The 26,235-nt window shown below is 70.4% G+C and carries 23 protein-coding genes; 2 read left to right on the top strand and 21 right to left on the bottom strand.

What is annotated here, in order from left to right; all coding sequences use genetic code 11:
- Positions 1 to 58: 58 nt before the first annotated feature.
- Complete coding sequence (locus O7616_RS06920) at positions 59 to 769, bottom strand: zf-HC2 domain-containing protein (protein ID WP_282263093.1); 711 nt, start codon at positions 767 to 769, stop codon at positions 59 to 61.
- Positions 766 to 1,281, bottom strand: a complete 516-nt coding sequence (locus O7616_RS06915; protein WP_088986748.1) for a sigma-70 family RNA polymerase sigma factor — start codon at positions 1,279 to 1,281, stop codon at positions 766 to 768. Before O7616_RS06915 ends, O7616_RS06920 begins: the two co-directional genes overlap by 4 nt.
- 214 nt (positions 1,282 to 1,495) lie before the next feature.
- Between O7616_RS06915 and O7616_RS06910 the strand changes: the two genes are divergently transcribed.
- The gene (locus tag O7616_RS06910; RefSeq protein ID WP_282306085.1) at positions 1,496 to 3,622 is read left to right on the top strand and encodes a PhoX family phosphatase; all 2,127 of its coding nucleotides are present in this window, start codon (positions 1,496 to 1,498) and stop codon (positions 3,620 to 3,622) included.
- A gap of 108 nt (positions 3,623 to 3,730) precedes the next feature.
- On the opposite strand, the gene O7616_RS06905 is transcribed toward O7616_RS06910, so the two are convergent.
- The gene (locus O7616_RS06905; RefSeq protein ID WP_282263096.1) at positions 3,731 to 4,513 is read right to left on the bottom strand and encodes an IclR family transcriptional regulator C-terminal domain-containing protein; all 783 of its coding nucleotides are present in this window, start codon (positions 4,511 to 4,513) and stop codon (positions 3,731 to 3,733) included.
- A 154-nt stretch (positions 4,514 to 4,667) separates the two neighbouring features.
- Between O7616_RS06905 and O7616_RS06900 the strand changes: the two genes are divergently transcribed.
- Entirely contained in the window at positions 4,668 to 5,903 is a 1,236-nt protein-coding gene (locus O7616_RS06900; RefSeq protein WP_282306084.1) for an MFS transporter, read from the top strand.
- On the opposite strand, the gene O7616_RS06895 is transcribed toward O7616_RS06900, so the two are convergent.
- The 18 genes from O7616_RS06895 to O7616_RS06810 all read right to left on the bottom strand — a co-directional run bounded on the left by O7616_RS06895 (position 5,879) and on the right by O7616_RS06810 (position 26,208).
- The gene (locus O7616_RS06895; protein WP_282263098.1) at positions 5,879 to 6,964 is read right to left on the bottom strand and encodes a polyprenyl synthetase family protein; all 1,086 of its coding nucleotides are present in this window, start codon (positions 6,962 to 6,964) and stop codon (positions 5,879 to 5,881) included. The genes O7616_RS06900 and O7616_RS06895 overlap by 25 nt on opposite strands.
- 92 nt (positions 6,965 to 7,056) lie before the next feature.
- Positions 7,057 to 8,610: an NADH-quinone oxidoreductase subunit NuoN gene (nuoN, locus tag O7616_RS06890; RefSeq protein WP_282306083.1), complete on the bottom strand. Its 1,554-nt coding sequence runs from the start codon at positions 8,608 to 8,610 to the stop codon at positions 7,057 to 7,059.
- 52 nt (positions 8,611 to 8,662) lie between these two features.
- Entirely contained in the window at positions 8,663 to 10,195 is a 1,533-nt protein-coding gene (locus O7616_RS06885; protein ID WP_282306082.1) for an NADH-quinone oxidoreductase subunit M, read from the bottom strand.
- 64 nt (positions 10,196 to 10,259) lie between these two features.
- The gene (gene nuoL / locus O7616_RS06880) at positions 10,260 to 12,185 is read right to left on the bottom strand and encodes an NADH-quinone oxidoreductase subunit L (RefSeq protein ID WP_282306081.1); all 1,926 of its coding nucleotides are present in this window, start codon (positions 12,183 to 12,185) and stop codon (positions 10,260 to 10,262) included.
- 12 nt (positions 12,186 to 12,197) lie between these two features.
- Complete coding sequence (gene nuoK, locus O7616_RS06875; protein ID WP_282263103.1) at positions 12,198 to 12,515, bottom strand: NADH-quinone oxidoreductase subunit NuoK; 318 nt, start codon at positions 12,513 to 12,515, stop codon at positions 12,198 to 12,200.
- Between the two features lie 117 nt (positions 12,516 to 12,632).
- Complete coding sequence (locus O7616_RS06870) at positions 12,633 to 13,403, bottom strand: NADH-quinone oxidoreductase subunit J (protein WP_282263105.1); 771 nt, start codon at positions 13,401 to 13,403, stop codon at positions 12,633 to 12,635.
- Complete coding sequence (gene nuoI / locus O7616_RS06865) at positions 13,400 to 14,041, bottom strand: NADH-quinone oxidoreductase subunit NuoI (RefSeq protein ID WP_282263106.1); 642 nt, start codon at positions 14,039 to 14,041, stop codon at positions 13,400 to 13,402. Before nuoI ends, O7616_RS06870 begins: the two co-directional genes overlap by 4 nt.
- A gap of 1 nt (position 14,042) precedes the next feature.
- Positions 14,043 to 15,395 carry an NADH-quinone oxidoreductase subunit NuoH gene (nuoH, locus tag O7616_RS06860; protein WP_282263107.1) on the bottom strand — a complete coding sequence of 451 codons (1,353 nt, stop codon included), beginning with the start codon at positions 15,393 to 15,395 and terminating at the stop codon, positions 14,043 to 14,045.
- Positions 15,392 to 17,884, bottom strand: a complete 2,493-nt coding sequence (locus O7616_RS06855) for an NADH-quinone oxidoreductase subunit G (RefSeq protein WP_282306080.1) — start codon at positions 17,882 to 17,884, stop codon at positions 15,392 to 15,394. The genes nuoH and O7616_RS06855 overlap by 4 nt, the downstream gene beginning before the upstream one ends.
- Positions 17,884 to 19,200, bottom strand: coding sequence for an NADH-quinone oxidoreductase subunit NuoF (gene nuoF, locus O7616_RS06850; protein WP_282263111.1), 1,317 nt, complete (start codon positions 19,198 to 19,200; stop codon positions 17,884 to 17,886). Before nuoF ends, O7616_RS06855 begins: the two co-directional genes overlap by 1 nt.
- Positions 19,197 to 20,390: an NADH-quinone oxidoreductase subunit NuoE gene (gene nuoE, locus O7616_RS06845; RefSeq protein WP_282306079.1), complete on the bottom strand. Its 1,194-nt coding sequence runs from the start codon at positions 20,388 to 20,390 to the stop codon at positions 19,197 to 19,199. The genes nuoF and nuoE overlap by 4 nt, the downstream gene beginning before the upstream one ends.
- A 52-nt stretch (positions 20,391 to 20,442) precedes the next feature.
- The gene (locus tag O7616_RS06840; protein WP_282263114.1) at positions 20,443 to 21,768 is read right to left on the bottom strand and encodes an NADH-quinone oxidoreductase subunit D; all 1,326 of its coding nucleotides are present in this window, start codon (positions 21,766 to 21,768) and stop codon (positions 20,443 to 20,445) included.
- Positions 21,765 to 22,502, bottom strand: coding sequence for an NADH-quinone oxidoreductase subunit C (locus O7616_RS06835; protein WP_282306077.1), 738 nt, complete (start codon positions 22,500 to 22,502; stop codon positions 21,765 to 21,767). The genes O7616_RS06840 and O7616_RS06835 overlap by 4 nt, the downstream gene beginning before the upstream one ends.
- Entirely contained in the window at positions 22,499 to 23,176 is a 678-nt protein-coding gene (locus O7616_RS06830) for an NADH-quinone oxidoreductase subunit B (RefSeq protein WP_145785918.1), read from the bottom strand. Before O7616_RS06830 ends, O7616_RS06835 begins: the two co-directional genes overlap by 4 nt.
- Positions 23,177 to 23,190: 14 nt before the next feature.
- The gene (locus tag O7616_RS06825; RefSeq protein ID WP_007454588.1) at positions 23,191 to 23,556 is read right to left on the bottom strand and encodes an NADH-quinone oxidoreductase subunit A; all 366 of its coding nucleotides are present in this window, start codon (positions 23,554 to 23,556) and stop codon (positions 23,191 to 23,193) included.
- A 190-nt stretch (positions 23,557 to 23,746) separates the two neighbouring features.
- Entirely contained in the window at positions 23,747 to 25,024 is a 1,278-nt protein-coding gene (locus O7616_RS06820) for a geranylgeranyl reductase family protein (protein WP_282306076.1), read from the bottom strand.
- Positions 25,025 to 25,163: 139 nt separating this feature from the next.
- Complete coding sequence (locus O7616_RS06815; protein ID WP_130406437.1) at positions 25,164 to 25,388, bottom strand: hypothetical protein; 225 nt, start codon at positions 25,386 to 25,388, stop codon at positions 25,164 to 25,166.
- A 109-nt stretch (positions 25,389 to 25,497) separates the two neighbouring features.
- Positions 25,498 to 26,208, bottom strand: coding sequence for a demethylmenaquinone methyltransferase (locus O7616_RS06810; protein ID WP_282306075.1), 711 nt, complete (start codon positions 26,206 to 26,208; stop codon positions 25,498 to 25,500).
- Positions 26,209 to 26,235: the final 27 nt, after the last annotated feature.

Below are 26,235 nucleotides of genomic sequence, written 5' to 3'. Positions count from 1 at the left end.
TTGCGCGGATCTTGGCGACGCCCATGCGACGCGGCGGGCTCGGCGACGCGGCGGGCTCTTAGGGGACCGCGTAGGTGAGCAGGGGCGTGCCGTCGGCCTTCTGCAGCTCCACGCTGGTCAACTCGGCGTCGGTGAACCGCGTGGCACCGGTGAAGCTGAGGTCGTCACCGGGGGCCGCGAGCCAGGAGCCGATCTGCTCGGTGGCACCGTTCGGGCCGCGCGCCACCAGCCGGAACGGGTACGCCTTGCCGTAGCTCGTCCGCGCGTCGTACCCGCAACGCATGGTCACCCGGGTGCCCCACTTGGTGCCGACCAGCCCGATGTCGGCATGCACCGGCCCGGCCTGGGCCACCGGCCGCATGGCGACCATCGAGACCTGCGGGCCCGGAGTGCTCTGCGCCCCCGGCGGCGGTGCCACCGGTCGGGGCAGCACCGCGGCCGTACCGACACCCACGACCAGGGCCAGCCCCGCGGCGGCCAGGGTGGTCAGCGCGTACCGCCGCCGGTCCGCGGAACGTTGCCGACGCCGGCGACGCCGGGCCTCGTCGAGCAGCGCGGGCACCCGGGGCGGGGCGGGCGGCGGCAGGATCTGCTCCAACCCCGCCGGGTCCAGGCGCCCGAGCAGCCCGGGCAGCACGGCGATCTCGGCGACCGACTCCCGGCAGGAGGCGCAGCCGGAGAGGTGCCGTTCGTACGCCGCCCGTTCGGCCGGGGCCAAGGCACCCAGCACGTACGCGCCGTCGTCGTACGCGAACTCGCACCGGGTCATCCCGTCACCCCCATCTCGGCCAGGACCAACCGTAGAGACCGCAACGCGTAGTGGGTTCGGGACTTCACGGTCCCCGGCGGCACGCCCAGGCGGGACGCCGCCTCGGCCACCGACCGCCCCTGGTAGAAGCATTCGACGAGCACTTCCCGGTGGGTGGGGCTGAGCCGGTTCAGCGCTTCGGCGACGGTCCACGCCTCCACCGCCCGCTCGGCTTCGTCGATCACCTCCGGTGGTTCGGGCAGGTCGTCGGTGAACACCTCGCCCACCCGGGTGGACCGCCGCCGCCAGGCGTCGATGGCCAGGTTGCGGGCGGTGGTGAACAGCCAGGACCGCACCGAGCCGCGCTTCGGGTCGAGGGACTCGGGGTGTCGCCAGGCCCGCAGCAGCGTCTCCTGCACCAGGTCCTCGGCGCGCTGCCGGTCCCCGTTGACCAGCCGGAGGGCGTGGGCGTACAGCGCCTCCGCGTGCTCGTCGTGCAGCGCGCGCAGCAGTTGGGCGTCGTGGTCGCTGATGGCGGTCTCCTCGCTTCCTGCGCGCGTCCGGCGGTGCGTCCGCCCGTGAATACGTGCGGTCACGCCGAACGGTTCAGCTCGAGGTCAGGCGGTTGTCACCCGGAGAGGTGTTCATGCCTGGTTCACATCGCGGCCGACGACCGCTCACCACGTCCTCCTAGCGTCCGGCGGGTACGCCGCCTGTCGTGCCACCGACCCTCTGGAGGCTTCTCCCATGAGCGACCGCCCCCGGCTGCTCCCCCTGTTGACCGGCAACCGCCATGGCACCCGTGACGCCATGACCTGTCTGTACCGCTGCGGCAACGCCTGCGACCACCCGGTCCCGAACACCTCGGACAACGCGTACTTCGGTGACGTGGTGAACGCGGAGGTCTCGCGGCGCGGCGTGGTCCGGGCCGGCGCGGTCGGCGCCCTGGTCCTCGGGTTCGGCGGCGCGGCGGCGGGCGCGCTCGCCGGCGCGGCGCCCGCTGTGGCCGCCCCCACCACCCCGGACGTGCCGGAGGCGTTCGGCTTCGGCCGCCCCGGCACCGGTGTCGGCAACGGGGCGCTGACCTTCAAGCCGATCCCGCCGAACAAGCTGGACACCCTGGTCGTGCCGAACGGCTACGACCACGCCGTGGTGATCAAGTGGGGTGACCCGGTGCTGCCGGGCGCGCCCGAGTTCGACGTGCACCACCAGACCGCCGCCGCGCAGTCCAAGCAGTTCGGTTACAACAACGACTTCGTGGGTGTGCTGCCGCTGGACAAGCAGGGCAAGCGGGCGCTGCTCGTGGTGAACCACGAGTACACGAACGAGGACCTGATGTTCCCGGGCTTCCCCGGCCTGGACGGGCTCTCCGTGGAGCAGTTGCGCACCGCCATGGCCGCGCACGGCATGTCCGTCGTGGAGGTGGAGCGGGTCGCGGGCACCGGGCAGTGGAAGCCGGTCGGCAAGGGCCCGCGCGCGTACAACCGGCGGGTCACCGCGCTGAGCACCAAGTTCGACCTGACCGGCCCCGCCGCCGGCTCGGCCTGGCTGAAGACCGCCGCCGACCCCAAGGGTCGTACGGTCGTCGGCACGCTGAACAACTGCGCCGGTGGCGTGACCCCGTGGGGCACCGTGCTGTCCGGCGAGGAGAACTTCAACCAGTACTTCGTCGGGGCCGACGCCGCCCCGGCCGAGCTCAAGCCGAAGCTGGACCGCTACGGCATCAGCACCGCCAGCCGGTACCCCAGCGGCAGCCGCAAGTGGGAGCGCGCCGACGAGCGTTTCGACCTGGCGAAGCACCCGAACGAGGCGCACCGGTTCGGCTGGATCGTCGAGATCGACCCGTTCGACCCGGAGAGCCGCCCGCGCAAGCACACCGCGATGGGCCGGTTCAAGCACGAGGGCGCGAACGTGATCGTGGCCAAGGACGGCCGCGTGGTCGCGTACATGGGCGACGACGAGCGGTTCGACTATCTCTACAAGTTCGTCTCGGACCAGAAGTTCATGAAGGGCAACTCCTGGGCCGCCCGCAAGCACAACCTGACCCTGCTGGAGTCGGGCACGCTCTACGTGGCGCAGCTCGACCAGACCAGCGCGGCCGAGATCGACGGCTCGGGCAAGCTGCCCGTCGACGGCGCGTTCAACGGCCGGGGTCGCTGGATCAAGCTGGTCAGCGGCAACCGCTCGTTCGTCGACGGGATGACCGCCGCGGACGTGCTCACCTTCACCCGGCTCGCCGGTGACAAGGTCGGCGCGACCAAGATGGACCGTCCCGAGGACGTCGAGCCGAGCCTGCTCACCGGCAACGTGTACGTGGCGCTGACCAACAACACGAACCGTGGCGTCGGCAGCAACCCGAAGCCGGACGAGGCGAACCCGCGCAACGCCAACAAGCACGGGCAGATCCTGGAGCTGGTGGAGGACCGCGGCGACAACACCTCGGAGACCTTCGCCTGGTCGCTGCCGATCGTCTGCGGCGACCCGACCGACGCGTCGACGTTCTTCGCGGGGTACGACAAGACCAAGGTGTCCCCGATCTCCTGCCCGGACAACGTCGCCTTCGACGCCACCGGCAACCTGTGGATCTCCACCGACGGCAACGCGTTGGGCAGCAACGACGGCCTGTTCGCGACGGCCGTGGAGGGCCCGGAGCGGGGTCACCTCAAGCAGTTCCTGACCGTGCCGCTGGGCGCGGAGACCTGCGGCCCGTTCATCACCGGTGACAACCGGTCGGTGTTCGTCGCGGTGCAGCACCCGGGCGAGATCACCGGCGCCTCGGTGGAGAACCCGGCCTCGACCTGGCCGGACGGCGACTACGCCAAGCCGGGCGTGGTGGTCACCTGGCGCCTCGACGGCGGCCCGGTGGGCAGCTGACGTCGCACCCGCGGCCGGCCGGTCGCTGACGTTGCTCAGGCGGTCCGGGGCTGGACCGCCCCCGGAAGCCCTCTCCCAGCCGGGGAGAGGGCTTCTGCGGTTCTGCGGTCAGGTGTCGGACGCGATGCCGTCGGCGACGCTGCGGGCCACGGTGAGCAGCTTGGCGCGGACCACCCGGGCGGAGGTCATCATCTCGCTGGCCGGCAACGCGCACGCCAGCACGACACGGCGTTCCATGTCCTTCTCGGGCGCGACGAGCACCGCCGCGCAGGCCACCCCCTGACGGAACTGCCCCATCTCCAACTGCATACCGCGCCGGTCGCCGGCGGCCAGGTCCGCCTCGAACGTCTCGGCGGTGGTCAGCGTGGCGGTGGTGAACGGGCGCATGCCGTACTCCCGCAGGTAGCGGTGGCGCTGGTCGACGCTGAGGGTGGCGAGCAGCGCCTTGCCGAGGGCCGTCGCGTGGGCCCCCTCGTCGAAGCCGGGGACCAGATCCTCCAGGTAGGGCGAGCGGTGCCCCTCGGCGACCGCCGTGAGGGCCACCTGGCCGCCGACGAAACGCCCGAGGTAGTGGCTGTAGCCCGTGTCCAGGGCGGCCCGCCGGAGGGTCTCACCGACCGCAGGAGGGCCCCGGAACGCGGTCACCAGCTCCCGGTACCGGTCGGCCACCTCCAACCCCACGATGTACGTGCCGTCCTCCCGGCGGATCACGTAACCCTCGTAGGCGAGGGTGCGGACCAGGTGGTAGGTGGTGGCCACGGTCAACTCGCACCGTCTGGCGATCTGCTTGACGGTCAGGCCCTTCGGGGCGCGACCGACCGACTCCAGCACCCGCAGTGCTCGGGACACGCTGCGGATCAGGTCCGAAGGTTCTGCCAAGGGGTCGCGCACAACCACCTCCGCCGCCGGGGACTTACACCATATGAAAAACAGGCCCGGTGCGAAATGCCTGTTCGGGTCGAGGATGCCAGATCACCATCCACAGCTTGTGCCCCGACCGTCACCGCGAGTGGTCTGAGCGGGATTCACGTAGGTTTGCCGGACGATGAGACACACCGCCGTCACCCCCGAGCCCACCGCCGCCCGATCCCACCCGGTCCGGGCCAGCGCCGGCGCGGTCGCCACCACCGTGGCCTGCGTACTCCCCGTGTTCCTGCTCGGTGGTCTCGCCGTGCAGATGGGCACCGACCTCGGCTTCTCCCCGGCCGGCCTCGGTCTGGCCGTATCCGTCTACTTCGGCGTGAGCGCGTTGGCCTCGGTGCCCTCCGGCCGCCTCGTCGAGCGGTACGGCCCGGCCCTGGTGGCCCGCTGCGGCATCCTGCTGGCCGCCGGGTCGATGCTGGCCGTGGCGGCTGTCGCCCGGTCGTACCCGGTGTTGGTCGGTCTGCTGGCCCTCAGCGCCGCCGCGAACGCCCTGGGTCAATTGGCGAGCAACGCCGCGCTGGCCCAGCACGTGCCGGCCCGACGGCAGGGCCTGTCGTTCGGTGTCAAGCAGGCCGCGATCCCGATCTCCACCCTGCTGGCCGGCGCGGCGGTGCCCACCATCGCGCTCACCGTCGGCTGGCGGTGGGCGTTCGTAGCGGCAGCGGTGGCCGCGATGACGACGCTGCCCGCCGTACCCCGGGCGGTGTCCGGCCCGCCGCGACGAGCCGGCGCGGCGCGCGCCAGCCGGGCGACGGCGGCGCTGGTGGTGGTCGGCGCTGGGGCGACGTTGGCAGCGGCCGCAGCGAACGCGCTGGGCACCTTCCTGGTGGACTCCGCAGCCGCGCGGGGCATGTCGCCGGGCCTCGCCGGCCTGACCCTGACGCTGGGCAGCGCGGTCTGCGTCGCGGCCCGGGTGGGCACCGGCTGGCTCGCCGACCGCCGGGCCACCGGCCACGTCGCCCTCATCGCCGCGATGCTCGTCGTCGGCGCGGCCGGGCTGGGCCTGCTCGCGCTGACCGGCACGGTGCCGCTGGTGGTCGGCGTGCTGCTCGGTTTCGGTCTGGGTTGGGCCTGGCCGGGCCTGATGACCTTCGCGGTGGTCCGGCTCCACCCGCAGTCACCGGCCGCCGCCACCTCGATCACCCAGACCGGGGTGTACGCGGGCGGCTGTCTCGGCCCGCTGAGCATGGGCCCTCTCGCCGCCCACCTCGGCTACTCCGCCATGTGGACCACCGCGGCGGTGTCCATGCTGCTCGCGGCCGTCCTCATGCTCGGCGGCGGCCGCCTCCTGACCCGCGCCGCCGCCGCTGCTGCCGCGAGCCGGAGTGGAGATCAGCTGGTGCGGTCGGCGATGTAGTCGCAGAGCGATTCGAGCGCCTGCCGGGACGGGCCCGCCGGAAGGGGAGCCAGGCTCGCGCGGGCGTCCTCGGCGTAACTGCGCACGGTCTCCCGGGCACGCTTGAGCGCCGGGCTCTCCCGGAGCAGCCCCAACGCCTCGGCGTGCAGCGCGTCGTCGGTCAGCGGCCCGGTCGCCAGGATCTCCCGCAGACGCACCGAGGACGCGTCCGCGTCGTCCGACTGGCGGGCGTAGAGCACCGGCAGCGTCGGGACCCCCTCGCGCAGGTCGGTGCCGGGCGTCTTGCCCGACTGCACCGACTCCGAGGCGATGTCGAGCAGGTCGTCGGTGAGCTGGAAGGCGACACCGATCGTCTCGCCGTACCCGGCGAGGGCCTCGACGTGCTCGGGGGCGGCGCCACCGAACATGCCGCCGAACCGGATCGACGTGGCGATCAGCGAACCGGTCTTGTCGGCGATCACGTTCAGGTAATGGGTCACCGGATCGTCCCCGGCACGCGGCCCCACCGTCTCCGCGATCTGGCCGTGCACCAGCCGGGCGAACGTGCGCGCCTGCAACCGGACCGCCTCGGGGCCCAGGTCGGCGGCGATGTCCGCCGCGCGGGCGAAGAGATAGTCGCCGACCAGGATCGCGAGCGAGTTGGTCCACCGGGAGTTCGCGCTCGCCGCGCCCCGGCGGACGACAGCCTCGTCCATCACGTCGTCGTGGTAGAGGGTGGCGAGGTGAGTGAGCTCCATCACCACGGCAGCCGGAACCACCTGCGGGCCGGTCGGGTCACCGAACTGGGCGCCGAGCGCCACCAGGAGCGGCCGGAAACGCTTCCCACCGGCCTCCAGGAGATGCCGGGCGGCCTCGGTGACGAACGGATCGGCGCTGGCCACACTGGCCCGCAACTCGACCTCGACCGTGTCCAGCACAGCCAGCACGGACGCCTCGACCCGCGGATCGGCAAGGTTGAGCCCGATCGCGCCGAACTGACTCGTGCTCGCCCGACCCCGCCGACCGCCGGAGCCGGAGGCACCTGAACGCTCACCCGCCGGATTCACCACGCTATCAACCATGCCACACCCGTTCGACCTGCTCCGGGTCGGGGATACGCACCGAGGGGCCGGCGCGTGAACACGCGCCGGCCCCTCGGTGGTCGATCTCTGCGTCATCGAACGAATTCGGCAGCTCCGGTGGCCAGATCGAGCAGCGGCGCCGGGGCGACGCCCAGCACCAGGGTGGCCAACACACCGATCATCAATGCGGCGGAGGTGAGCCCGCCGGGCACCATGACGGTCGGAGTGGACTCGCCCGGCTCGGACAGCCACATCATCACCACGACGCGCAGGTACGGGAACGCCAGCACCATGCTGGTCAGCACACCGGCGATCACCAGCCACGCCTGACCACCGTCGAGCGCCGGCCCGAAGATGGCGAACTTGCTGGTGAACCCACTGGTCAACGGGATACCGGCGAACGCCAGCAGGATGAACGTGAACAGCGCGGCGAAGAACGGCGACCGCCGACCCAGCCCGGCCCAACGGGACAGGTGGGTGGCCTCCCCGTCGGTGTCCCGGACCAGGGTCACCACCGCGAACGCGGCCAGCACCGAGAAGCCGTACGCGACCAGGTAGAACATCGTCCCGGAGAGCCCGTCGCGGCTCGGCGCCAGCACACCGACCAGCAGGTAGCCGGCGTTGGCGATCGAGGAGTACGCGAGCAGCCTCTTGATGTCGGTCTGGGTGACCGCGAGCACCGCGCCGACCAGCATGGTCAGCACCGCGATGGCGCCGAGGACCGGGGTGAAGTCCCAACTGGCGTCGGCGAACGCGACGTGGAAGACCCGCAGCAGGGCGCCGAACGCGGCGACCTTGGTGCACGCCGCCATGAACCCGGTGACCGGGGTCGGCGCACCCTGGTAGACGTCCGGGGTCCAGACGTGGAACGGTGCCGCCGCGGCCTTGAAGAGCAGACCGATCGCGAGCAGCGCCATGCCGGCGAAGAGCAGCACCGGGCTGGCCGGGGACTCGCCCACCGCCGCGTCGATCGTGGCGAAGTCCACGCCGGCCGGGCGGCCCGGGATGCCGGACGTGAAGCCGTAGATCAGCGCCACCCCGAACAGGAAGAACGCGGAGGCGTACGCGCCGAGCAGGAAGTACTTCATCGCCGCCTCCTGGCTCAGCAGACGCCGGCGACGGGCCAGCGCGCAGAGCAGGTAGAGCGGCAGGGAGAAGACCTCCAGCGCGATGAACATGGTCAGCAGGTCGTTCGCCGCCACGAAGATCAGCATGCCGCCGATCGCGAACGTGGTGAGCGGGTAGACCTCGGTGAGGCCGTTACGCCCCTCGGCCTGCCGCCGGTCGTCGGCCGACTCGGCGGTCACCGCGGCCTGGGCGACGAACGCCCCGCCCCGCTCGACCGAGCGGTCACCGATCAGCAGCAGCGCCATCGCGGCCAGGACCAGGATCGCGCCCTGCAGGAACAGCGTCGGCCCGTCGATCGCGAGCGCCTGGCCGGCGGTGATGATCCGCTCGTCGGCGTTGAGGACCACCATGGTCAGTGCCGCGAGCACCGCCAGCAGCGCCACCGTCAGCTGCACCACGTGCCGCCAGCGCCGGGGCACGAGGGCCTCGACCAGCACGCCGAGCAGCGCGGTGCCCAGCATGATCAGGATCGGGGAGAGCGCCGCGTAGTCGATCGACGGCAGTTTCAACTCGGTCACTGTGCCGACCTTTCGTTCGCGCCTGCGGGGCTCGCAAGCTCACTCCTCGCGCTCACCGGCCTGCCTCCTGGACGGTGCCCACCGACGGGGCCGGGTCGGTTCTGCCGATGTCGTCCATGGTCGCCTGGACGGCCGGGTTGATCACGTCAGTGACCGGCTTGGGGAAGAAGCCGAGCAGCACGATCAGAGCGATCAGGGGAGCGACCACGACCTTCTCGCGCAGGTTGAGATCCCGCCGCATCCCGTCGACCTCGGTCAGCGCCGGGTTGAGGGTGCCCTGGGTGGTGCGCTGCACCATCCACAGCACGTACGCGGCGGCCAGGATGATGCCGAGCGTGGCGATGACCGCGACCGGCTTGTTCACCGTGAAGGTGCCGATCAGCACCAGGAACTCGGAGATGAACGGTGCCGTCCCCGGCAGTGCGAGTGAGGCGAGACCGGCGAAGAAGAGCACCCCGGCGAGCACCGGCACCAGCTTCCCGGCGCCACCGAAGTCGCTGATCAACGCCGAGCCGCGCCGGGCGATCAGCATGCCGACCACCAGGAAGAGCAGGCCGGTGGCCAACCCGTGGTTGAGCATGTAGAGCACCGCACCGGTGCCGGCCTGGGTGGTGAAGGCGAAGATGCCCACCCCGATGAAACCGAAGTGCGCGATCGAGGTGTACGACACCAGCCGCTTGAGGTCGTTCTGACCGACCGCCAGCAGTGCCGCGTAGACGATGCCGATCACGCCCAGCGCCAGCGCCCACGGCGCGAACCACTTCGACGCCTCCGGGAACAGCGGCAGGCAGTAGCGCAGGATGCCGAACGTGCCGACCTTGTCCAGCACGCCGACCAGCAGCGCGGCGGCACCCGCGGGGGCCGCGCCACCGGCGTCCGGCAGCCAGGTGTGGAACGGGAAGAACGGCGCCTTGATGGCGAACGCGAGGAAGAAGCCGAGGAACAGCCACCGCTCGGTGCCGGTGCTGATGTCGACCTGCGACAGCGCCTGCCAGTCGAAGGTCTTGCCGCCGACCACCCACAGGCCGATCACCGCGGCCAGCATGAACAGACCGCCGACGAGCGAGTAGAGGAAGAACTTCACCGCCGCGTACTGCCGCTGGTGGCCGCCGTAGCTGCCGATCAGGAAGTACATCGGGACGAGCATGACCTCGAAGAACACGTAGAACAGGAAGACGTCGGCGGCCGCGAAGACACCGATCATCGTGCACTCGAGGACCAGCAGCAGCGCGAAGTAGACGGGCACCGACCGCTTCGATGACTCGGCGTCGTGCCAGGACGCCAGGATCACCAACGGCACCAGCACCGCGATCAGCATCAGCATCACCAGCGCGATGCCGTCGGCCGCGAAGGTGAAGCTCACGCCCCAGTTCGGGATCCACGAGTACGACTCGCGGAACTGGAACCGGTCACCGCCGGCGTTGAAGCTGACCCACATCACCACCGAGAGCACCAGCACGAGCAGCGACCAGGCGAACGCCACCTGCTTGGCCAGCTCCGGCCGGTGGCGCGGCAGGAAGGCAACCACCAGGGCGCCCACCAGTGGCGCCACGGTGAGCACCGAGAGGAACGGGAAGTTGGACATTATGCGGCCTTACCTCCGTCGTCACTGCGTGGTCCGCCGGCGGGGGCGGCCGGGAAGAGGTCGATCACGCCAACCACCCGGCCTGCACCGCCAGGAACGCCGCCATCACCAGCAGCGCACCGGCCAGGATCGAGGTGGCGTACGAGCGGACAAAGCCGGTCTGCATCCGCCGGAGCCGACCCGAACCACCGCCGACCGCGGCGGCGAGGCCGTTGACCAGCCCGTCGATGCCCCGGTTGTCGAGGAACACCAGCGCCCGGGTGAGGAAGATGCCCGGCTTCTCGAAGACCGCCTCGTTGAACGCGTCGGTGTAGAGGTTGCGTCGGGCGGCGGTGACCAGCACACCGGCCGGCTGCGGCGCGGTGGCCGTACCGGCCCGGAACAGGAACCAGGCGAGCCCGGCGCCGAGCACGGTGACCAGCAGCGACAGGATCGTGATCACGAGGTGCGAGAGGACCGGCTCGTGCTCCGCGTGCTCACCGCCCAGCCCGGCGGTGGCCGCCAGCCAGTCCGGCACCGAGGTGGAGAGCAGGAAGCCGGCTCCGACCGAACCGACGGCCAGCAGGATCAGCGGGATGGTCATCAGCTTGGGCGACTCGTGCGGGTGCTCGATGTCCTCGGTCCACCGCTTCGGGCCGTGGAACGTGAGCACGAACAGTCGCGTCATGTAGAACGCGGTCAGCCCCGCGCCGAGCAGCGCCGCACCGCCGAAGAGCCAGGCGGTCCAGTCCTCCCGCTCGAAGGCGGCCACGATGATCGGCTCCTTGGAGAAGAAGCCGGAGAACGGGAACATGCCGATGATGGCCAGCCAGCCCATCATGAACGTCATCCAGGTGATCTTCATGTACTTCGACAGCCCACCGAAGCGGCGGATGTCGACCTGGTCCTTCATGCCGTGCATCACCGAACCGGCACCCAGGAACATGTTGGCCTTGAAGAAGCCGTGCGCCAGCAGGTGGATGATCGCCAGCGCGTACGCGCCACCGCCCAGGCCGACGCCGACGAACATGTAGCCGATCTGGCTCACCGTCGACCAGGCGAGCACCCGCTTGATGTCGTCCTTGGCCGCACCGATGACGCAGCCGATCAGCAGGGTGAGCGCACCGACGCTGACCACCACGAGTTGCAGCGTCGAGTTCGCGGAGAAGACCGGGTTGGACCGGGCGATCAGATAGACGCCCGCGGTGACCATGGTGGCGGCGTGGATGAGTGCCGACACCGGGGTCGGGCCCTCCATCGCGTCCGGCAACCACGCCTGGAGCGGGAACTGGCCGGACTTGCCGGCCGCGCCGAGCAGCAGCAGCAGACCGAGGACCAGCACCGTCGCGCCGGTCAGCGAGCCGACCCCGTTGAACACCTCGTCGTACTGGGTGGTGCCCAGGGTGGCGAACATGATGAAGATGCCGATGGCCAGGCCGGCGTCGCCGACCCGGTTCATCAGGAACGCCTTCTTACCGGCGGTGGCCGCGCTGGGCCGCTCGGTCCAGAACGAGATCAGCAGGTACGACGCCAGACCGACGCCCTCCCAGCCGAAGTACAGCATCACGTAGTTGTTGCCGAGCACCAGCAGCAGCATCGCCGCGACGAACAGGTTGAAGTACGCGAAGAACCGGCGGCGACCCGCGTCGTGCGCCATGTACTCCACCGCGTACAGGTGGATCAGGAAGCCCACCCCGGTGATCAGCAGCACGAAGACCGCGGCCAGCGGGTCGAACAGCAGGCCGAAGTCGACGCGCAGGTCACCGACCGCGATGAAGTCCCAGAGGCTCAGCTCGACCGACTTGTTCTCCAGGCCACGCAGCTGGAAGAAGAAGGACAGGCCGAGGACGAACGCGGCACCGATGGCCGCCACACCCAGCCAGTGCCCCCAGCGGTCGGCGCGCCGGCCGAGCAGCAGCAGGATGGCCGCGCTGAGCAGCGGGATCGCCACCAGCAGCCAGACGCCCCCGAGCAGCCCCGTGGCCTGGGCGTATTCCACAGTCTCTTCCACCGGTGGACCCCTCTAGTACTTCAGCAGGTTGGCGTCGTCGACGCTCGCCGAGCGTCGCGTCCGGAAGATGGCCATGATGATCGCGAGCCCGACCACGACCTCGGCCGCCGCCACCACCATCACGAAGAACGCCATGATCTGGCCGTTGAGGTCACCGTTGATCCGGCTGAAGGTGACCAGCGTCAGGTTGGCCGCGTTGAGCATCAACTCCACGCACATGAACAGCACGATCGCGTTGCGCCGGATCAGCACACCGGCGGCGCCGATGGTGAACAGCACAGCGGCGAGGACGAGGTAGTAGCTCGGCTCGACCGAGAAGAAGCTCTCCATTACTTGTCTCGCCCTCCGTTTGCGACTGCGGGGCTCCGCTTCGCTGCACTCCTCGCGCTCACCGGGCCTGCCTCTCGTTCGCGACTGCGGGGCTCCGCTTCGCTGCACTCCTCGCGCTCACCGATCCGTCCCCTTCAGGGAGGTCTCCTCGGCGGTCAGCTCGCGCTGCGGGAGGATCGACGGGGTGCTGCGGTCGGTCAGGCGGCCGTCGGGCAGCCGGGCCGGGGTGGCCACCGAGGAGGAGGTCGCGAAGACACCGGGGCCGGGCTTCGGACCGGGGTAGTTGCCCGGGGCGAAGCGCGCCCGCATGGTCGACACCTGGTCGACCTTGTCCTGCTTACGCCGCTCGACGTGGGCCAGCACCATGGCACCGACCGCAGCGGTGATCAGCAGCGCCGAGGTCAGCTCGAACGCGAAGACGTACTTGGTGAACAGCAGCCGGGCGATGCCCTGCACGTTGCCCTCGGCGTTGACCTGGTCCAGGCCGACCGCGGGAGCGTTGTCCAGCGCCTGGTAGAGACCGGTGCCGACCAGGCCGGCGAAGCCCACACCGAGCACGATCGCGGCGACCCGCTGACCGCGCAGCGTCTCGATCAGCGAGTCGGTGGAGTCCCTACCGACGAGCATCAGCACGAACAGGAACAGCATCATGATCGCGCCGGTGTAGACGATGATCTGTACCATGCCGATGAACGGACCGGCCTGGAGCACGTAGAACACGCCCAGGCAGAGCATGGTCAGCACCAGCCACAGCGCCGAGTGCACGGCGTTGCGCGCGGCCACCATCCCGATCCCGCCGAGCAACGCGAGCGGGGCGAGGATCCAGAAGGTGACCGCCTCGCCCCCGGAGACCGAGTTCGCCGCGGCGAGCACCGTAGACGTGGTCATTCTTTCTCTCCCTTGCCGGCCGCCACGCGCTGGGCGGCCTGCTCGGCGCCCGGGAACGTCACGCCGGGGTGCTCCTCGACCTGGTAGCGGCCGGGGCCCATCGGGGACGTCTCCGCACCGGCGGAGGTGCCCGGGTTGTCCAGCGCGCCGACGTAGTAGTCCTTCTCGCTGTCACCGAGCCGCATCGGGTGCGGCGGCTGCTCCATGCCCTCCAGCAGCGGGGCGAGCAACTGCTCCTTGGTGAAGATCAGGTCCTGCCGGTTGTCCCGGGCCAGCTCGTACTCGTTGCTCATGGTGAGCGACCGGGTCGGGCAGGCCTCGATGCACAGCCCGCAGAAGATGCACCGGGCGTAGTTGATCTGGTAGATGCTGGCGTACCGCTCACCCGGCGAGAAGCGCTGCTCGTCGGTGTTGTCGCCACCCTCGACGTAGATGGCGTCCGCCGGGCAGGCCCATGCGCACAGCTCGCAGCCGATGCACTTCTCCAGGCCGTCCGGGTGCCGGTTGAGGATGTGCCGCCCGTGGTAGCGCGGCGCCGACACCGGCGGCTTGAACGGGTAGTCGGTGGTGACGACCTTCCTGAACATGTGCGAGAAGGTGACACCGAATCCCTTGAACGTTCCGGTGATCGCGCCCACGTCACACCTCCCTGGAGTCCGAGCCGGCGACGATGTTGGCCGGCTCCCGCTCGGCGACCACGCGCGTGATACGCGGGCTCGGTGGTACCTGTAGATCCATCGGCGGCAGCGGGAAACTCCCGTACGGCCGGTTGTCGACCTGTTCCTGCGTCGTCGGTTTGGGCTGCGGCTTCTTGCTGGGCCAGAAGAGCGTGGCGATCAGCAGGATGCCTGCCGGGATGCTGACGGCGATGACCTTGCCCTGCGTGTCCCAGTCCTCGATGGAGCGCAGGCCCGACAGGACCAGGATCCAGACCAGGTTGATCGGCAGCAGCACCTTCCACCCGAGGCGCATGAACTGGTCGTAGCGCAGCCGGGGCAGCGTGCCGCGCAGCCACACGAAGACGAAGACCAGCGCGATCACCTTGCCGAAGAACCACAGCATCGGCCACCAACCGGAGTTGGCGCCCTCCCAGAGGGTGATCGGCCAGGGCGCCCGCCAGCCGCCGAGGAACAGCGTGGTGGTGACCGCGGACATGGTCACCATCGCGACGTACTCGCTGAGCATGAACAGCGCGAACTTCAGCGAGCTGTACTCCGTCATGAAGCCGGCGACCAGCTCGGACTCGGCCTCGGGGAGGTCGAACGGCGCCCGGTTGGTCTCACCCACGGTGGCGATGAAGAAGATGATGAAGCTGGGCAGCAGCAGGATCGCGTACCAGCCCGGCGCCGGGATCTCGAACCCGCCGATGGTCAGCCGCGTGGCGTCGCCCTGGGCGGCGACGATCCCGCTGGTGCTCATCGTGCCGGCGGTCATGAACACCGCCACGATGGAGAGCCCCATGGCGACCTCGTAGGAGATCATCTGGGCGCTCGACCGCAGACCACCGAGCAGCGGGTACGTCGAGCCGGAGGCCCAACCGCCCAGCACGATGCCGTAGACGCCCATCGACGAGCAGGCGAGCAGCAGCAGCACCGCCACCGGCACGTCGGTGACCTGCAACGGCGTGTGGTGGCCGAAGATGCTCACCATCGGGCCGAACGGGATCACCGACAGGGCGGTGACCGCGCAGATCACCGAGATCGTCGGAGCGAAGAAGTAGACGACCTTGTCGGCCGCCTTCGGCAGGATGTCCTCCTTGAAGGCCATCTTCAGGCCGTCGGCGAGGGTCTGCAGCAGGCCGAACGGGCCGACCTGGTTGGGGCCGGGCCGCACCTGCATGTAGCCGACCACGCGGCGTTCGAACCAGACCCCGAGCAGGGTGGCCAGCAGACCGAAGGCGAACGCAAAGACGATCTTGCCGAGTACCAGCCACCACGGATCCCGGCCGAAGTCGGCGAGCGTCGGATCCTGGGCCAGGACGATCGAGTTCACTGGTTACCCCCAGAACTGAGGATGGTCTCGTCGGCCGCCACGCGTCCGGCCGGGATGGCCGTACCCGATGCGGGGACGGAGATCCGGACGACAGTGCCGGACGTCGCCCCGAGGCTGCGTCGCACGGTCGAGCCGGGTGAGTTGGTCGGCAGCCAGACCACACCGTCCGGCATCTCGGTGAGCTCCGCCGGCAGGGTCAGCGCGCCCCGGTCGGTGCCGACGGTGACGGCGTCACCGTCGGCCACCCCGAGCGCCTCGGCGGTGCCCTTGCCCAGCCGGACCACCGGCGGGCGGGCCGTCCCGGCGAGGTTCTCGTCGCCCTCGGTCAGGGTGCCGAGGTCCACCAGTTGGTGCCAGGTGGCAAGCACCGCCTCCCCGGCGTTCGGCTGCGGCACCCGGCCCGGCGCCACCGACGGCGCGGCCGGCCGGGACGTCCGGGTCGCCGGCAGCGAGCCCAGCTCACGACGCACGCTCGGCACGTCGGCGGTGCCGAGCCGCACGTCCAGCAGAGCGGCGAGCGCGTCGAGGACGCGGCCGTCGGTCATCGCGGACGTGTTCAGCACCGCGTCGAACGGACGCAGCCGACCCTCCCAGTCCAGGAAGCTGCCGGACTTCTCGACCACCGGGGCGACCGGCAGCACCACGTCGGCGCGCCGGGTCACCGCGCTGGCGCGCAGCTCCAGGCTGACCAGGAACGGCACCGCGTCCAACGCGGACTCGGCCAGGCGCGGGTCGGCCAGGTCGGCCGGGTCGACACCGCCGACGACGAGCGCACCGAGCTGCCCGTTGGCGGCGGCGGTGAGGATCCCGTCGGTGTCCCGACCGGCCTGGCTCGGGATCACCCCGGCCGGGATGTCCCACGCCTCACCCAGCTCGGCCCGGGCGGCGGGCTCGGTGACCAGGCGGCCACCGGGGAGCAGGTTGGGCAGGCAGCCCGCGTCGACAGCACCGCGGTCGCCCGCGCGCCGCGGCACCCAGGCCAGCTTCGCGCCGGTACGCCGGGCCACGTCGGCGGCGGCGGAGAGCCCACCCGGCACACCGGCCAGGCGCTCACCGACGATCAGGATCGCGCCCGGCGCGCTCAGCGCCTCGGCGACCGTGGCGTGCTCGGCGAGCACGCTGGCCTCCTCGCCCGGCACGACCCGGGCCAGCTTGGCACCGAGCTTCTCCAGGCCGCGGGTGGCGAACGGCGCCAGCGCGTACACCGTCAGGGTCTTCTTCAGGTACGCCTTGCGCAGCCGCAGGAAGAGGATCGGGCACTCCTCCTCCGGCTCCAGGCCGACCAGCACCACCGCCGGCGCGTTCTCCACGTCCGTGTAGGTGACGTCGGTGACCCCGGCGACCGAGCTGGCCAGGAAGTCGGCCTCCTCGCGGGAGACCGGCCGGGCCCGGAAGTCGATGTCGTTGGTGTTCAACGCGACCCGGGCGAACTTGGCGTACGCGTACGCGTCCTCGACGGTCAGCCGACCGCCGGTGAGGACCGCCGTGCCCTGCCCGCCCTCCCGAGCGGCGTGCAGCCCTTCGGCGGCCACGGTGAGCGCCTCGCTCCAGGACGCCTCCCGCAGCTCACCGGTGCGCTCGTCCCGGACCAGCGGAGTGGTCAGCCGCTCGGTGGACCGGGTGTACTGGAAGCCCCACCGGCCCTTGTCGCAGTTCCACTCCTCGTTGACCGCCGGCTCGTCGCCGGCCAGCCGGCGCAGCACCTTGCCGCGCCGCCAGTCGGTGCGCTGCCCGCAGCCCGCCGAGCAGTGCTCGCACACACTCGGGCTGGAGACCAGGTCGAACGGGCGGGCCCGGAAGCGGTACTGGGCACCGGTCAGCGCGCCCACCGGGCAGATCTGCACGGTGTTGCCGGAGAAGTAGGAGTTGAACGGGACGTCCCCCTCGTCGCCCTGCTCGCCGTACGCGTCGTCCCGGTAGATGTTGATCTCCTCGGCGGACGACCGGCCCATCAGGTCGATGAACTTGTCGCCGGCGATCTCCTCGGAGAACCGGGTGCACCGCTGGCAGAGCACGCAACGCTCGCGGTCCAGCAGCACCTGGCTGCTGATCGCCATCGGCTTCTCGTACTCCCGCTTGTGCTCGTGGAAGCGCGAGTCGGTGCGGCCGGTGGACATGGCCTGGTTCTGGAGCGGGCACTCACCGCCCTTGTCACACATCGGGCAGTCCAGCGGGTGGTTGAGCAGCAGCAGCTCCATCACCCCCTCCTGCGCCTTCTTGGCCACCGGGGAGGTGATCTGGGTACGCACGACCATGCCGTCGGCGACGGTCTGGGTGCAGGAGGCCACCGGCTTGCGCTGCCCCTCCACCTCGACCAGGCACTGCCGGCAGGCGCCGGCCGGAGCCAGCAGCGGGTGGTCGCAGAACCGGGGGATCTCGGTACCCATCTGCTCGGCGACCCGGATCAGCAGCGTCCCCTTGGGGGCGGTGACCTCGACGCCGTCGATGGTGAGGGTGACCAGGTCGGTCTGCTTGGCTACGTCGGTCATTAGTGGGCTCCCACCAGCTGCTTGTCGGAGAGCTTCGGTGCGGTCCGTCCCTCGATGTAGTCGAGGTAGTCCTGCTTGAAGTACTGCAGCGACGAGGTCACCGAACTGGTCGCGCCGTCACCGAGACCGCAGAACGAACGGCCGAGGATGTTGTCGCAGGTGTCCAGGAGGGTGTCCAGGTCCTCGTGGGTGCCCTGACCGGCGAGGATCCGCCGGTAGACCCGGACCATCCAGTAGTTGCCCTCGCGGCACGGGGTGCACTTGCCGCACGACTCGTGGTGGTAGAACTCCAGCCACCGGTAGGTCGCGTAGACCGGGCAGTCCTGGTCGGAGAAGATCTGCGTGGCCGTGGTGCCGAGGATCGAGCCGGCCGCCGCCACCCCCTCGAAGTCCAACGGCACGTCCAGGTGCTCGGCGGCGAGCAGCGGGGTCGACGAACCGCCCGGGGTCCAGAACCGCAGGTTATGCCCGGGCTGCATGCCACCGGCCAGCTCCAACAGCTCGCGCAGCGTGACACCCATCGAGCACTCGTACTGGCCCGGGTTGGCGACCCGGCCGGACAGTGAGTAGATCATCGGCCCGGAGGACTTCTCGGTGCCCATGCTCTTCCACCAGTCGGCACCGCCGAGCACGATCGGCGGCACGCTGGCGATGGTGCCGACGTTGTTCACCACCGTCGGGCTCGCGTACAGGCCGTGGGTCGCCGGGAACGGCGGGCGCAGCCGGGGCTGACCCCGGAACCCCTCCAGCGAGTCCAGCAGCGCCGTCTCCTCACCGCAGATGTACGCCCCGGCGCCGGAGTGCACCACCAGCTCCAGGTCGTAGCCACTGCGCAGGATGTTCCGGCCGAGGTAGCCCTTGTCGTACGCCTCCTGGACCGCGTTGCGCAGCCGGCGCGCGGCGTGCACCGCCTCGCCCCGGATGTAGATGTAGGCGCGGCTGGCCCGGATCGCGTACGACGCGATGATGACGCCCTCGACCAGCGCGTGCGGGTCGTGGGTCATCAGCGGCAGGTCCTTACAGGTGCCCGGCTCGCCCTCGTCGGCGTTGACCACCAGGTAGTGCGGCTTTCCGTCGCCCTGCGGGATGAAGCCCCACTTGAGACCGGTCGGGAAGCCCGCGCCGCCCCGGCCCCGCAGCCCCGAGTCCTTGATCAGTTGGATCAGGTCGTCCGGGTGGGCCTTGAGCGCCTTGCGTAGTGCGGCGTAACCGTCGAGCTGCTCGTAGGTGCCGATCCGCCAGGCGTCGGGCGACAGCCAGCGCTTGGTCAGCACCGGCGTCAGCTTGGCCAGCGTCTCCGGGCGGGGAGTGGTCACTTCTGGGCCCCCGTTTCGCTCGCGTCCGCCGGTCCGGCGCCGTCGGCGTCCGTGCCGGCCTTCGCTTCGGTGAGGTTGCGCTCCTGCGCCCCGGCATCGTCGCCGGCGGGCTTACCGTCGCCGGCCGGCGCGTTGGCGGCCACGCCGGCGGCCTCGGCCGACCGCGCGTCACCAGCCGCGGGCGCGGTGCCGGTGTCGTCCGTCGGGACCTTGGTGCCAGGGGCATCCGGCACCGCCGTGTCGGCGTCCGGCTGCCGGGTCTCGGCGGTACGCACCTGCGGCGACTTGTCGTCCGGTGCCTTCACGTCCGGTGCGGTGCTGTCGGTGGTGTCTGCCGGCTTCGCCGGCTCCGTCGCGTCTGCCGGCTTCGCCGGCTCGATCCCGGCCGCCCCCGTCGGGGCGGAGGCCCCGTCGCCACCCTTCACCGGGGCCGCGGCGGCCTCAGCCGGAGCGGGCTTGGCCGCCTCGGCCTTCGCCTTCGCCTCGGCGGCGGCGCGGTCCGCCTCCGCCTTGCTGCGGATCGGGGTGTTCGGGTCGAAGCCCGGCACCGAGACGCCGTGCTGCTGCGCCAGCCGCAACCCACGAAGGGTGGGCTCGCCCGGCCCACCGTCGGCGACCGCGCCGTCGCGCTCGTCGGCGAAACCGGCGAGCTGCACCGCCATCTCCTTGAGGGTGCAGAGCCGGGCACCCCGGGTCGGCATCGGCCGCCCACCCGCCCGCAGCTCGTCGACGACACCGACCGCGGTGGACGGATCCACGCCGTCGAAGAAGTCGTAGTTGACGGTCATCACCGGGCCGTAGTCGCACGCCGCGAGGCACTCGGCGTGCTCCAGCGTGATCGTGCCGTCGGCGGTGGTCTCGTCGTGCCCCACGCCCAGGTGCTCGGAGAGGGTGTCGTAGACCTCCTGGCCGCCGAGCACGTTGCACATGGTGTTGGTGCAGACGCTGACCAGGAAGTCGCCGGTCGGCTTGCGCTTGTACATCGTGTAGAAGGTGGCCACCGCGCCGACCTGGGCCTTGTTCAGCCCCAGCACCTCGGCGCAGAACGCGACCCCGGCCGGGGAGACGTAACCCTCTTCGGCCTGGACCAGGTGCAGCAGCGGCAGCAACGCCGAGCGGGACCGGTCCGCCGGGTAACGGGCGATGATCTCGCGCGCCCGCTCCCGGGTCTCGTCAGTGAAAGTCGTCATCAGCGCCGCCTTCCGTTCGCGACTGCGGGGCTCGCAAGCTCACTCCTCGCGCTCACCGGTCACAACCCCCCATGACCGGGTCCAACGAGGCGCCGCCGGCGATCACGTCGGCGATCAGGCCGCCCTCGGCCATCGCCGGGAGGGCCTGGAGGTTGACGAAGCTGGGCTCCCGGTAGTGCACCCGGTACGGCCGGGTGCCACCGTCGGACACCGCGTGCACGCCCAACTCGCCGCGGGGTGCCTCGATGGCGACGTACACCTGACCCGGCGGAACCCGGAAGCCCTCGGTCACCAGCTTGAAGTGGTGGATCAGCGACTCCATCGACTGACCCATGATCTTCGCGACGTGCTCCAGCGAGTTGCCCATGCCGTCCACGCCGATGGCCAACTGCGCCGGCCAGGCGATCTTGCGGTCGGCGACCATCACCGGGCCCGGCTTGAGCCGGTCCAGGGCCTGCTCGACCAGCTTCAACGACTCCCGGATCTCGGCGAGCCGGACCTGGTAGCGACCCCACACGTCACCGTCGGGGTGGGTCGGCACGTCGAACTCGTACGTCTCGTAGCCGCAGTACGGCATCGTCTTGCGCAGGTCCCAGGCGAGGCCGGCGGAGCGCAGCACCGGCCCGGTGATGCCGAGCGCCACGCAGCCGGTCACGTCCAGCACCGCGACGTTCTTCGTCCGCTCGGTCCAGATCGGCTGGCCGGAGAGCAGGTCCTCGTACTCCTTGAGCTTCTTCGGCATCATCGTGAGGAAGTCGCGGATCTTGCGGACCGCGTCGTCCGGCACGTCCTGCGCGACCCCGCCCGGCCGGACGTACGCGTGGTTCATCCGCAGACCGGTGATGGTCTCGAAGATGTCGAGGATGTACTCCCGCTCGCGGAAGCCGTACAGCATGATCGAGATCGCGCCCAGCTCCATGCCGGTGGTGGCCAGCCAGACCAGGTGCGACGAGATCCGGTTGAGTTCCATCATCAGCACGCGGATGGTGGTGGCCCGCTCGGTGATGTCGTCGGTGATGCCGAGCAGCTTCTCGACCGCCAGCGCGTACGCCGTCTCGTTGAAGATCGGGGCGAGGTAGTCCATCCGGGTCACGAACGTCGAACCCTGAACCCAGTTGCGGTATTCGAGGTTCTTCTCGATGCCGGTGTGCAGGTAGCCGACGACCGAGCGGGCCTCGCGGACCGTCTCGCCCTCCAGCTCCAGGATCAGCCGCAGCACCCCGTGCGTGGACGGGTGCTGCGGACCCATGTTGACGACGATCCGCTCGTCGTTGATCGGGTCGGTGCCCGAGACGATCGTGTCCCAGTCCCCACCGGTGACGGTGAAGACCCGACCCTCGTCGGTCTCGTGCTCGCTGGCGTAGTTCGACGTCGTCACTGGTACGACCTCCGCTCGTTCGGCGGCTGGATCTCCGCACCCTTGTACTCGACGGGCACGCCGCCGAGCGGGTAGTCCTTGCGCTGCGGGTGACCCTCCCAGTCGTCCGGCATGAGGATCCGGGTCAGGTTGGGGTGGCCGTCGAAGACGATGCCGAACATGTCGTACGCCTCCCGCTCCTGCCAGTCCGCGGTCGGGTAGACGGCGGTCACGCTGGGCAGGTGCGGCGCCTCGACGGAGACCGCGGCCTCCAGCCGGACCCGCCGCCGGTACGTCATCGAGGTGAGCAGGTAGACCACGTGCAGCCGACGCTCGTCGGCGCCCAGGTAGTCCACGCCGGACACCGACGAGCACAGCTCGAACCGCAGCGCCAGGTCGTCCCGCATCACCTGGCAGACCTCGGCGATGCGCTCCGAGCGTACGTGCAGGGTCAGCTCACCCCGGTCGACGACGACCTTCTCGATCGCGTCGCCGAAGGCCGGGTACGCCTCCTCCAACGCGTCGCGGACCTCGTCGAAGTAGCCCCCGTACGGCCGGGTCGCCTCCTCGATGGGCTGGCGCTGGCGGACCAGACCGCCGTAGCCGGACACGTCGCCGGTGCCCTGGTTGCCGAACATGCCGCGTCCCGCCGGGCTGGCCGGCGGGTACTCGGCCGGTGCGGTGCTGCTGGCACCGACCGGGGTTACCGGCACCGGCACCCCACCGTCGTTGGGCTTGTCCGTGGGTGACGTCATTTCGGGCCTACCTGCGGGTGGAGGTGGTTCTGAGCGTTCATCCAGTTCTCGATCCGCAACTGCTCCTCGCGCCCCTCGCGGACCGCCCTGGTCCACTCGGCACGCCGGGCCTTGTCGTTGCGGTAGGAGGAGGGCATGGAGCCGTAGGGCACGACCGGGACGTCGCCGCGCTCCTGGCGGGCTGCCAGCATCTTGCGACCGTTCGGCCCCAGCGGCTCATACATGATCTTCTCGCGGAGCTTGAGGATCGCGTCGATGAGCATCTCCGGCCGGGGCGGGCAGCCGGGCAGGTACATGTCGACCGGCACCACGTGGTCGACGCCCTGCACGATGGCGTAGTTGTTGAACATGCCGCCGCTGCTGGCGCACACGCCCATGGACAGCACCCAGCGGGGCTCGGCCATCTGGTCGTAGATCTGGCGCAGCACCGGTGCCATCTTCTGGCTGACCCGGCCGGCCACGATCATGAGGTCGGCCTGCCGGGGCGAGGCCCGGAAGACCTCCATGCCCCAGCGGCCCATGTCGTAGTGCGGACCACCGGCGGCCATCATCTCGATGGCGCAGCAGGCCAGGCCGAAGGTCGCGCCCCACACGGACGACTTCCGGGACCAGTTGACCAGCTTCTCCACCGAGGTGAGCAGGACGCCGGCGGGAAGCTTCTCCTCGATGCCCATCTGACGTTCCTTCCTCAGTCCCAGTCCAGGCCGCCGCGCCGCCACACGTAGGCGTACGCAACGAAGACCGCGACGATGAACAGGACCATCTCCACGAAGCCGAAGATCGGCAGAGCGTCGAACGAGACCGCCCAGGGGTAGAGGAAGATGATCTCGATGTCGAAGACGATGAAGAGCATCGCCGTCAGGTAGAACTTGATCGGGAACCGGCCGCCGCCGACCGGCTGCGGGCTGGGCTCGATGCCGCACTCGTAAGCCTCGAGTTTGGCTTTGTTGTAGCGACGGGGACCGGCGAAGCGGGCGGCGCCGACGGAAAACAGCGAGAACGCCGCGGCGAGGGCGAACAGCCCGATGATCGGTGCGTAAGGCGAGAGCGACATCGTTTTCTCCTGCTCGTCCTTCCCTGCCCTCGGTGCTTGACGAAAATCACACTATTCACGTCCCTCGCAGTGGCAGTCGGCGGGGGTCGATCTTTGTCGGCGTCGGGGCCGTGACCAGCACCGATGCAGTCCTACGTATACGGTTCCCGCCGTCGCTCGCGACTGCGGGGCCCACAAGCCCACTTCCGCGTTACACGGCCGGGGCCGCCTTCGTCATCGCGTTGATGACCCGGTCCATCGCATCCCCGCCACGCGGATCGGTCAGGTTGGCCAACAGCTTGAGCACGAAACGCATCAGCGTCGGATGCGGCATGCCGTGTTTGGTGGCGATCCGCATGATCTCCGGGCGGCCGATCAGTTTCACGAAGATGCCGCCCAGCCGGTAGTAGCCGCCGAGGCGCGCCTTCAGCTCGTTCGGGTACGCCATCAGCGCCCGCTCCCGCTCCGGACCGGCCGGCCGCGCGAGAGCCTGGACCATGACCTCCGCGGCCAGTTCGCCGGACTCCATCGCGTACGCGATGCCCTCGCCGTTGAACGGGTTGACCATGCCGCCCGAGTCACCGACCAGCAGCACGCCACGGGTGTAGTGCGGCACCCGGTTGAAGCCCATCGGCAGCGCGGCACCCAGGATCGGGCCGTCGGCGTTGGCCTCGTCGGTCATGCCCCAGTCTTCGGGGGTGTTGGCGAGCCAGTCGGTCAGCAGCCGGCGGTAGTTGGTCTTGCCGAAGGCGGAGGACGAGTTGAGCACGCCGAGGCCGACGTTGACCCGGCCGTCGCCGAGACCGAAGATCCAGCCGTACCCGGGCAGCAGGTTGTCGCCGCTGTCCTTGCTGCGCAGCTCCAGCCAGGACTCGAGGTAGTCGTCGTCGTGCTTGGCCGGCGAGCGGTAGTAGCGGCGGACGGCCACGCCGATCGGCCGGTCCTCCCGCTTGGCCAGCCCGAGCGCGAGCGGGAAGCGGCCGGAGACCCCGTCCGCCGCGACGACCAGCGGGGCGTGGAAGGTGGCGGGCTCCTTGCCCGGGCCGACCTCCGCCTCGACGCCGGCGACCCGGCCGTCGCCGTCGAGCACCGGACCGAGCACGTTGACGCTGGTCCGCAGCTTGGCACCGGCGGCCACGGCCCGCTGGGCGAGCAGGTCGTCGAAGTCCAGTCGCGTTCGCACCAGGCCGTAGTTGGGGAAGCTGGCGAGCTCCGGCCAGTCCAGTTCGAGGCGTACGCCGCCGCCGATGACCCGCAGGCCGCGGTTGTGCAGCCAACCCGCCTCGGGCGAGGTGTCCACGCCCATCCGGACGAGTTGGCGCACGGCGCGCGGGGTCAACCCGTCGCCGCAGACCTTCTCGCGCGGGAACTCGGTCTTCTCCAGCAACAGCACCCGTACGCCGTGCCGAGCCAGGTGGTACGCAGTCGCTGACCCACCGGGACCGGCGCCCACGACGATGACGTCGGCATCGTGTTCCACCGCGGTCATTCGCGCCTCCTCCCGCACGCTCGTGAAATGCTTCACAAGCCAGACGGGACGAGTGTATGACCGGCGTCATACCAGCGCAGGATCAGGGGTACCTAACTCGCCGATGTGACAGCCCACGACCGTCCACAGCAGCCAGGTGTCAGGCCGGACTCGGGGCGTCCAGCCCCGCATCGACCCGGATGGTCTCCGGCAGATGCTCGCGGAGCGCCCCACCCGCCGCCCGGTCGAGTGCGGCCAACACCTCGGCGACCACCTGCCGTACCTCCACCGGATCAGCGCCGGCCAACGCCCGCAACTGTGCGATGAGTTCGGCCGCGTCGTCGTCGGTGGCGGCCACCGGGTCCGCCGGGTCTGCTCCGGTCATACGAACCAGCGTAGGGGGCAAAGTGGACTAAATGCCGATATTCACGGAACCTGAATAATGTCCGCGCCGACCCCTGTCGAGACGTGCCCCGCTACTCACGGACGCCCCGCTACTCGCGGACGCCCCGGTGCAGAGCCACCACGCCGCCGGTCAGGTTGCGCCACGCCACCCGCCCCCACCCGGCCGCGGCGACCCGCCCGGCCAGCGCGGCCTGGTCCGGCCAGGCCCGAACCGACTCGGCCAGATAGACGTACGCCTCGGGGTTGCTGGACACCGCACGGGCGACCACCGGCAGCGACCGCATCAGGTACGACAGGTAGACGGTCCGGAAGACCGGGTTGACCGGGGTGCTGAACTCGCACACCGTCAGCCGCCCGCCCGGCCGGGTCACCCGCGCCAACTCCCGCAGGGCCGCGTCGGTGTCGTTGACGTTGCGCAGCGCGAAGGAGATGGTCACCGCGTCGAAGCTGGCATCGGCGAACGGCAGTCGCAGCGCGTCCCCGGCCAGCAGCGGCACCTCGGGACGGACCCGCTTACCGACCTGCAGCATGCCCAGCGACAGATCGACCCCCACCGCGTACGCCCCGGACTGGGCCAGCTCCCGCGTGGAGACGCCGGTGCCCGCGCCCACGTCCAGCACCCGCTCGCCCGGCCGCAGCCCGAGCGCCGCCCGGGTGGCCCGACGCCAGGAGCGGTCCTGACCCATCGAGATCACCGTGTTGGTCAGGTCGTAACGATCGGCCACGCCGTCGAACATCGCGGCGACCTCGTGCGGCTGCTTGTCCAGGCTGGCTCGCTGGCCCTGCGGAGTACGGCTCACGCCACCACTCTGCCAGCCGCCCGCCGA

This window comes from Micromonospora sp. WMMD964, from assembly GCF_029581455.1.
In the GTDB taxonomy this organism is placed as follows: Bacteria; Actinomycetota; Actinomycetes; order Mycobacteriales; family Micromonosporaceae; genus Micromonospora.
The sequence above is the reverse complement of the archived record's forward strand: the minus strand, read 5'-3'. Positions and strand labels throughout refer to the sequence as shown.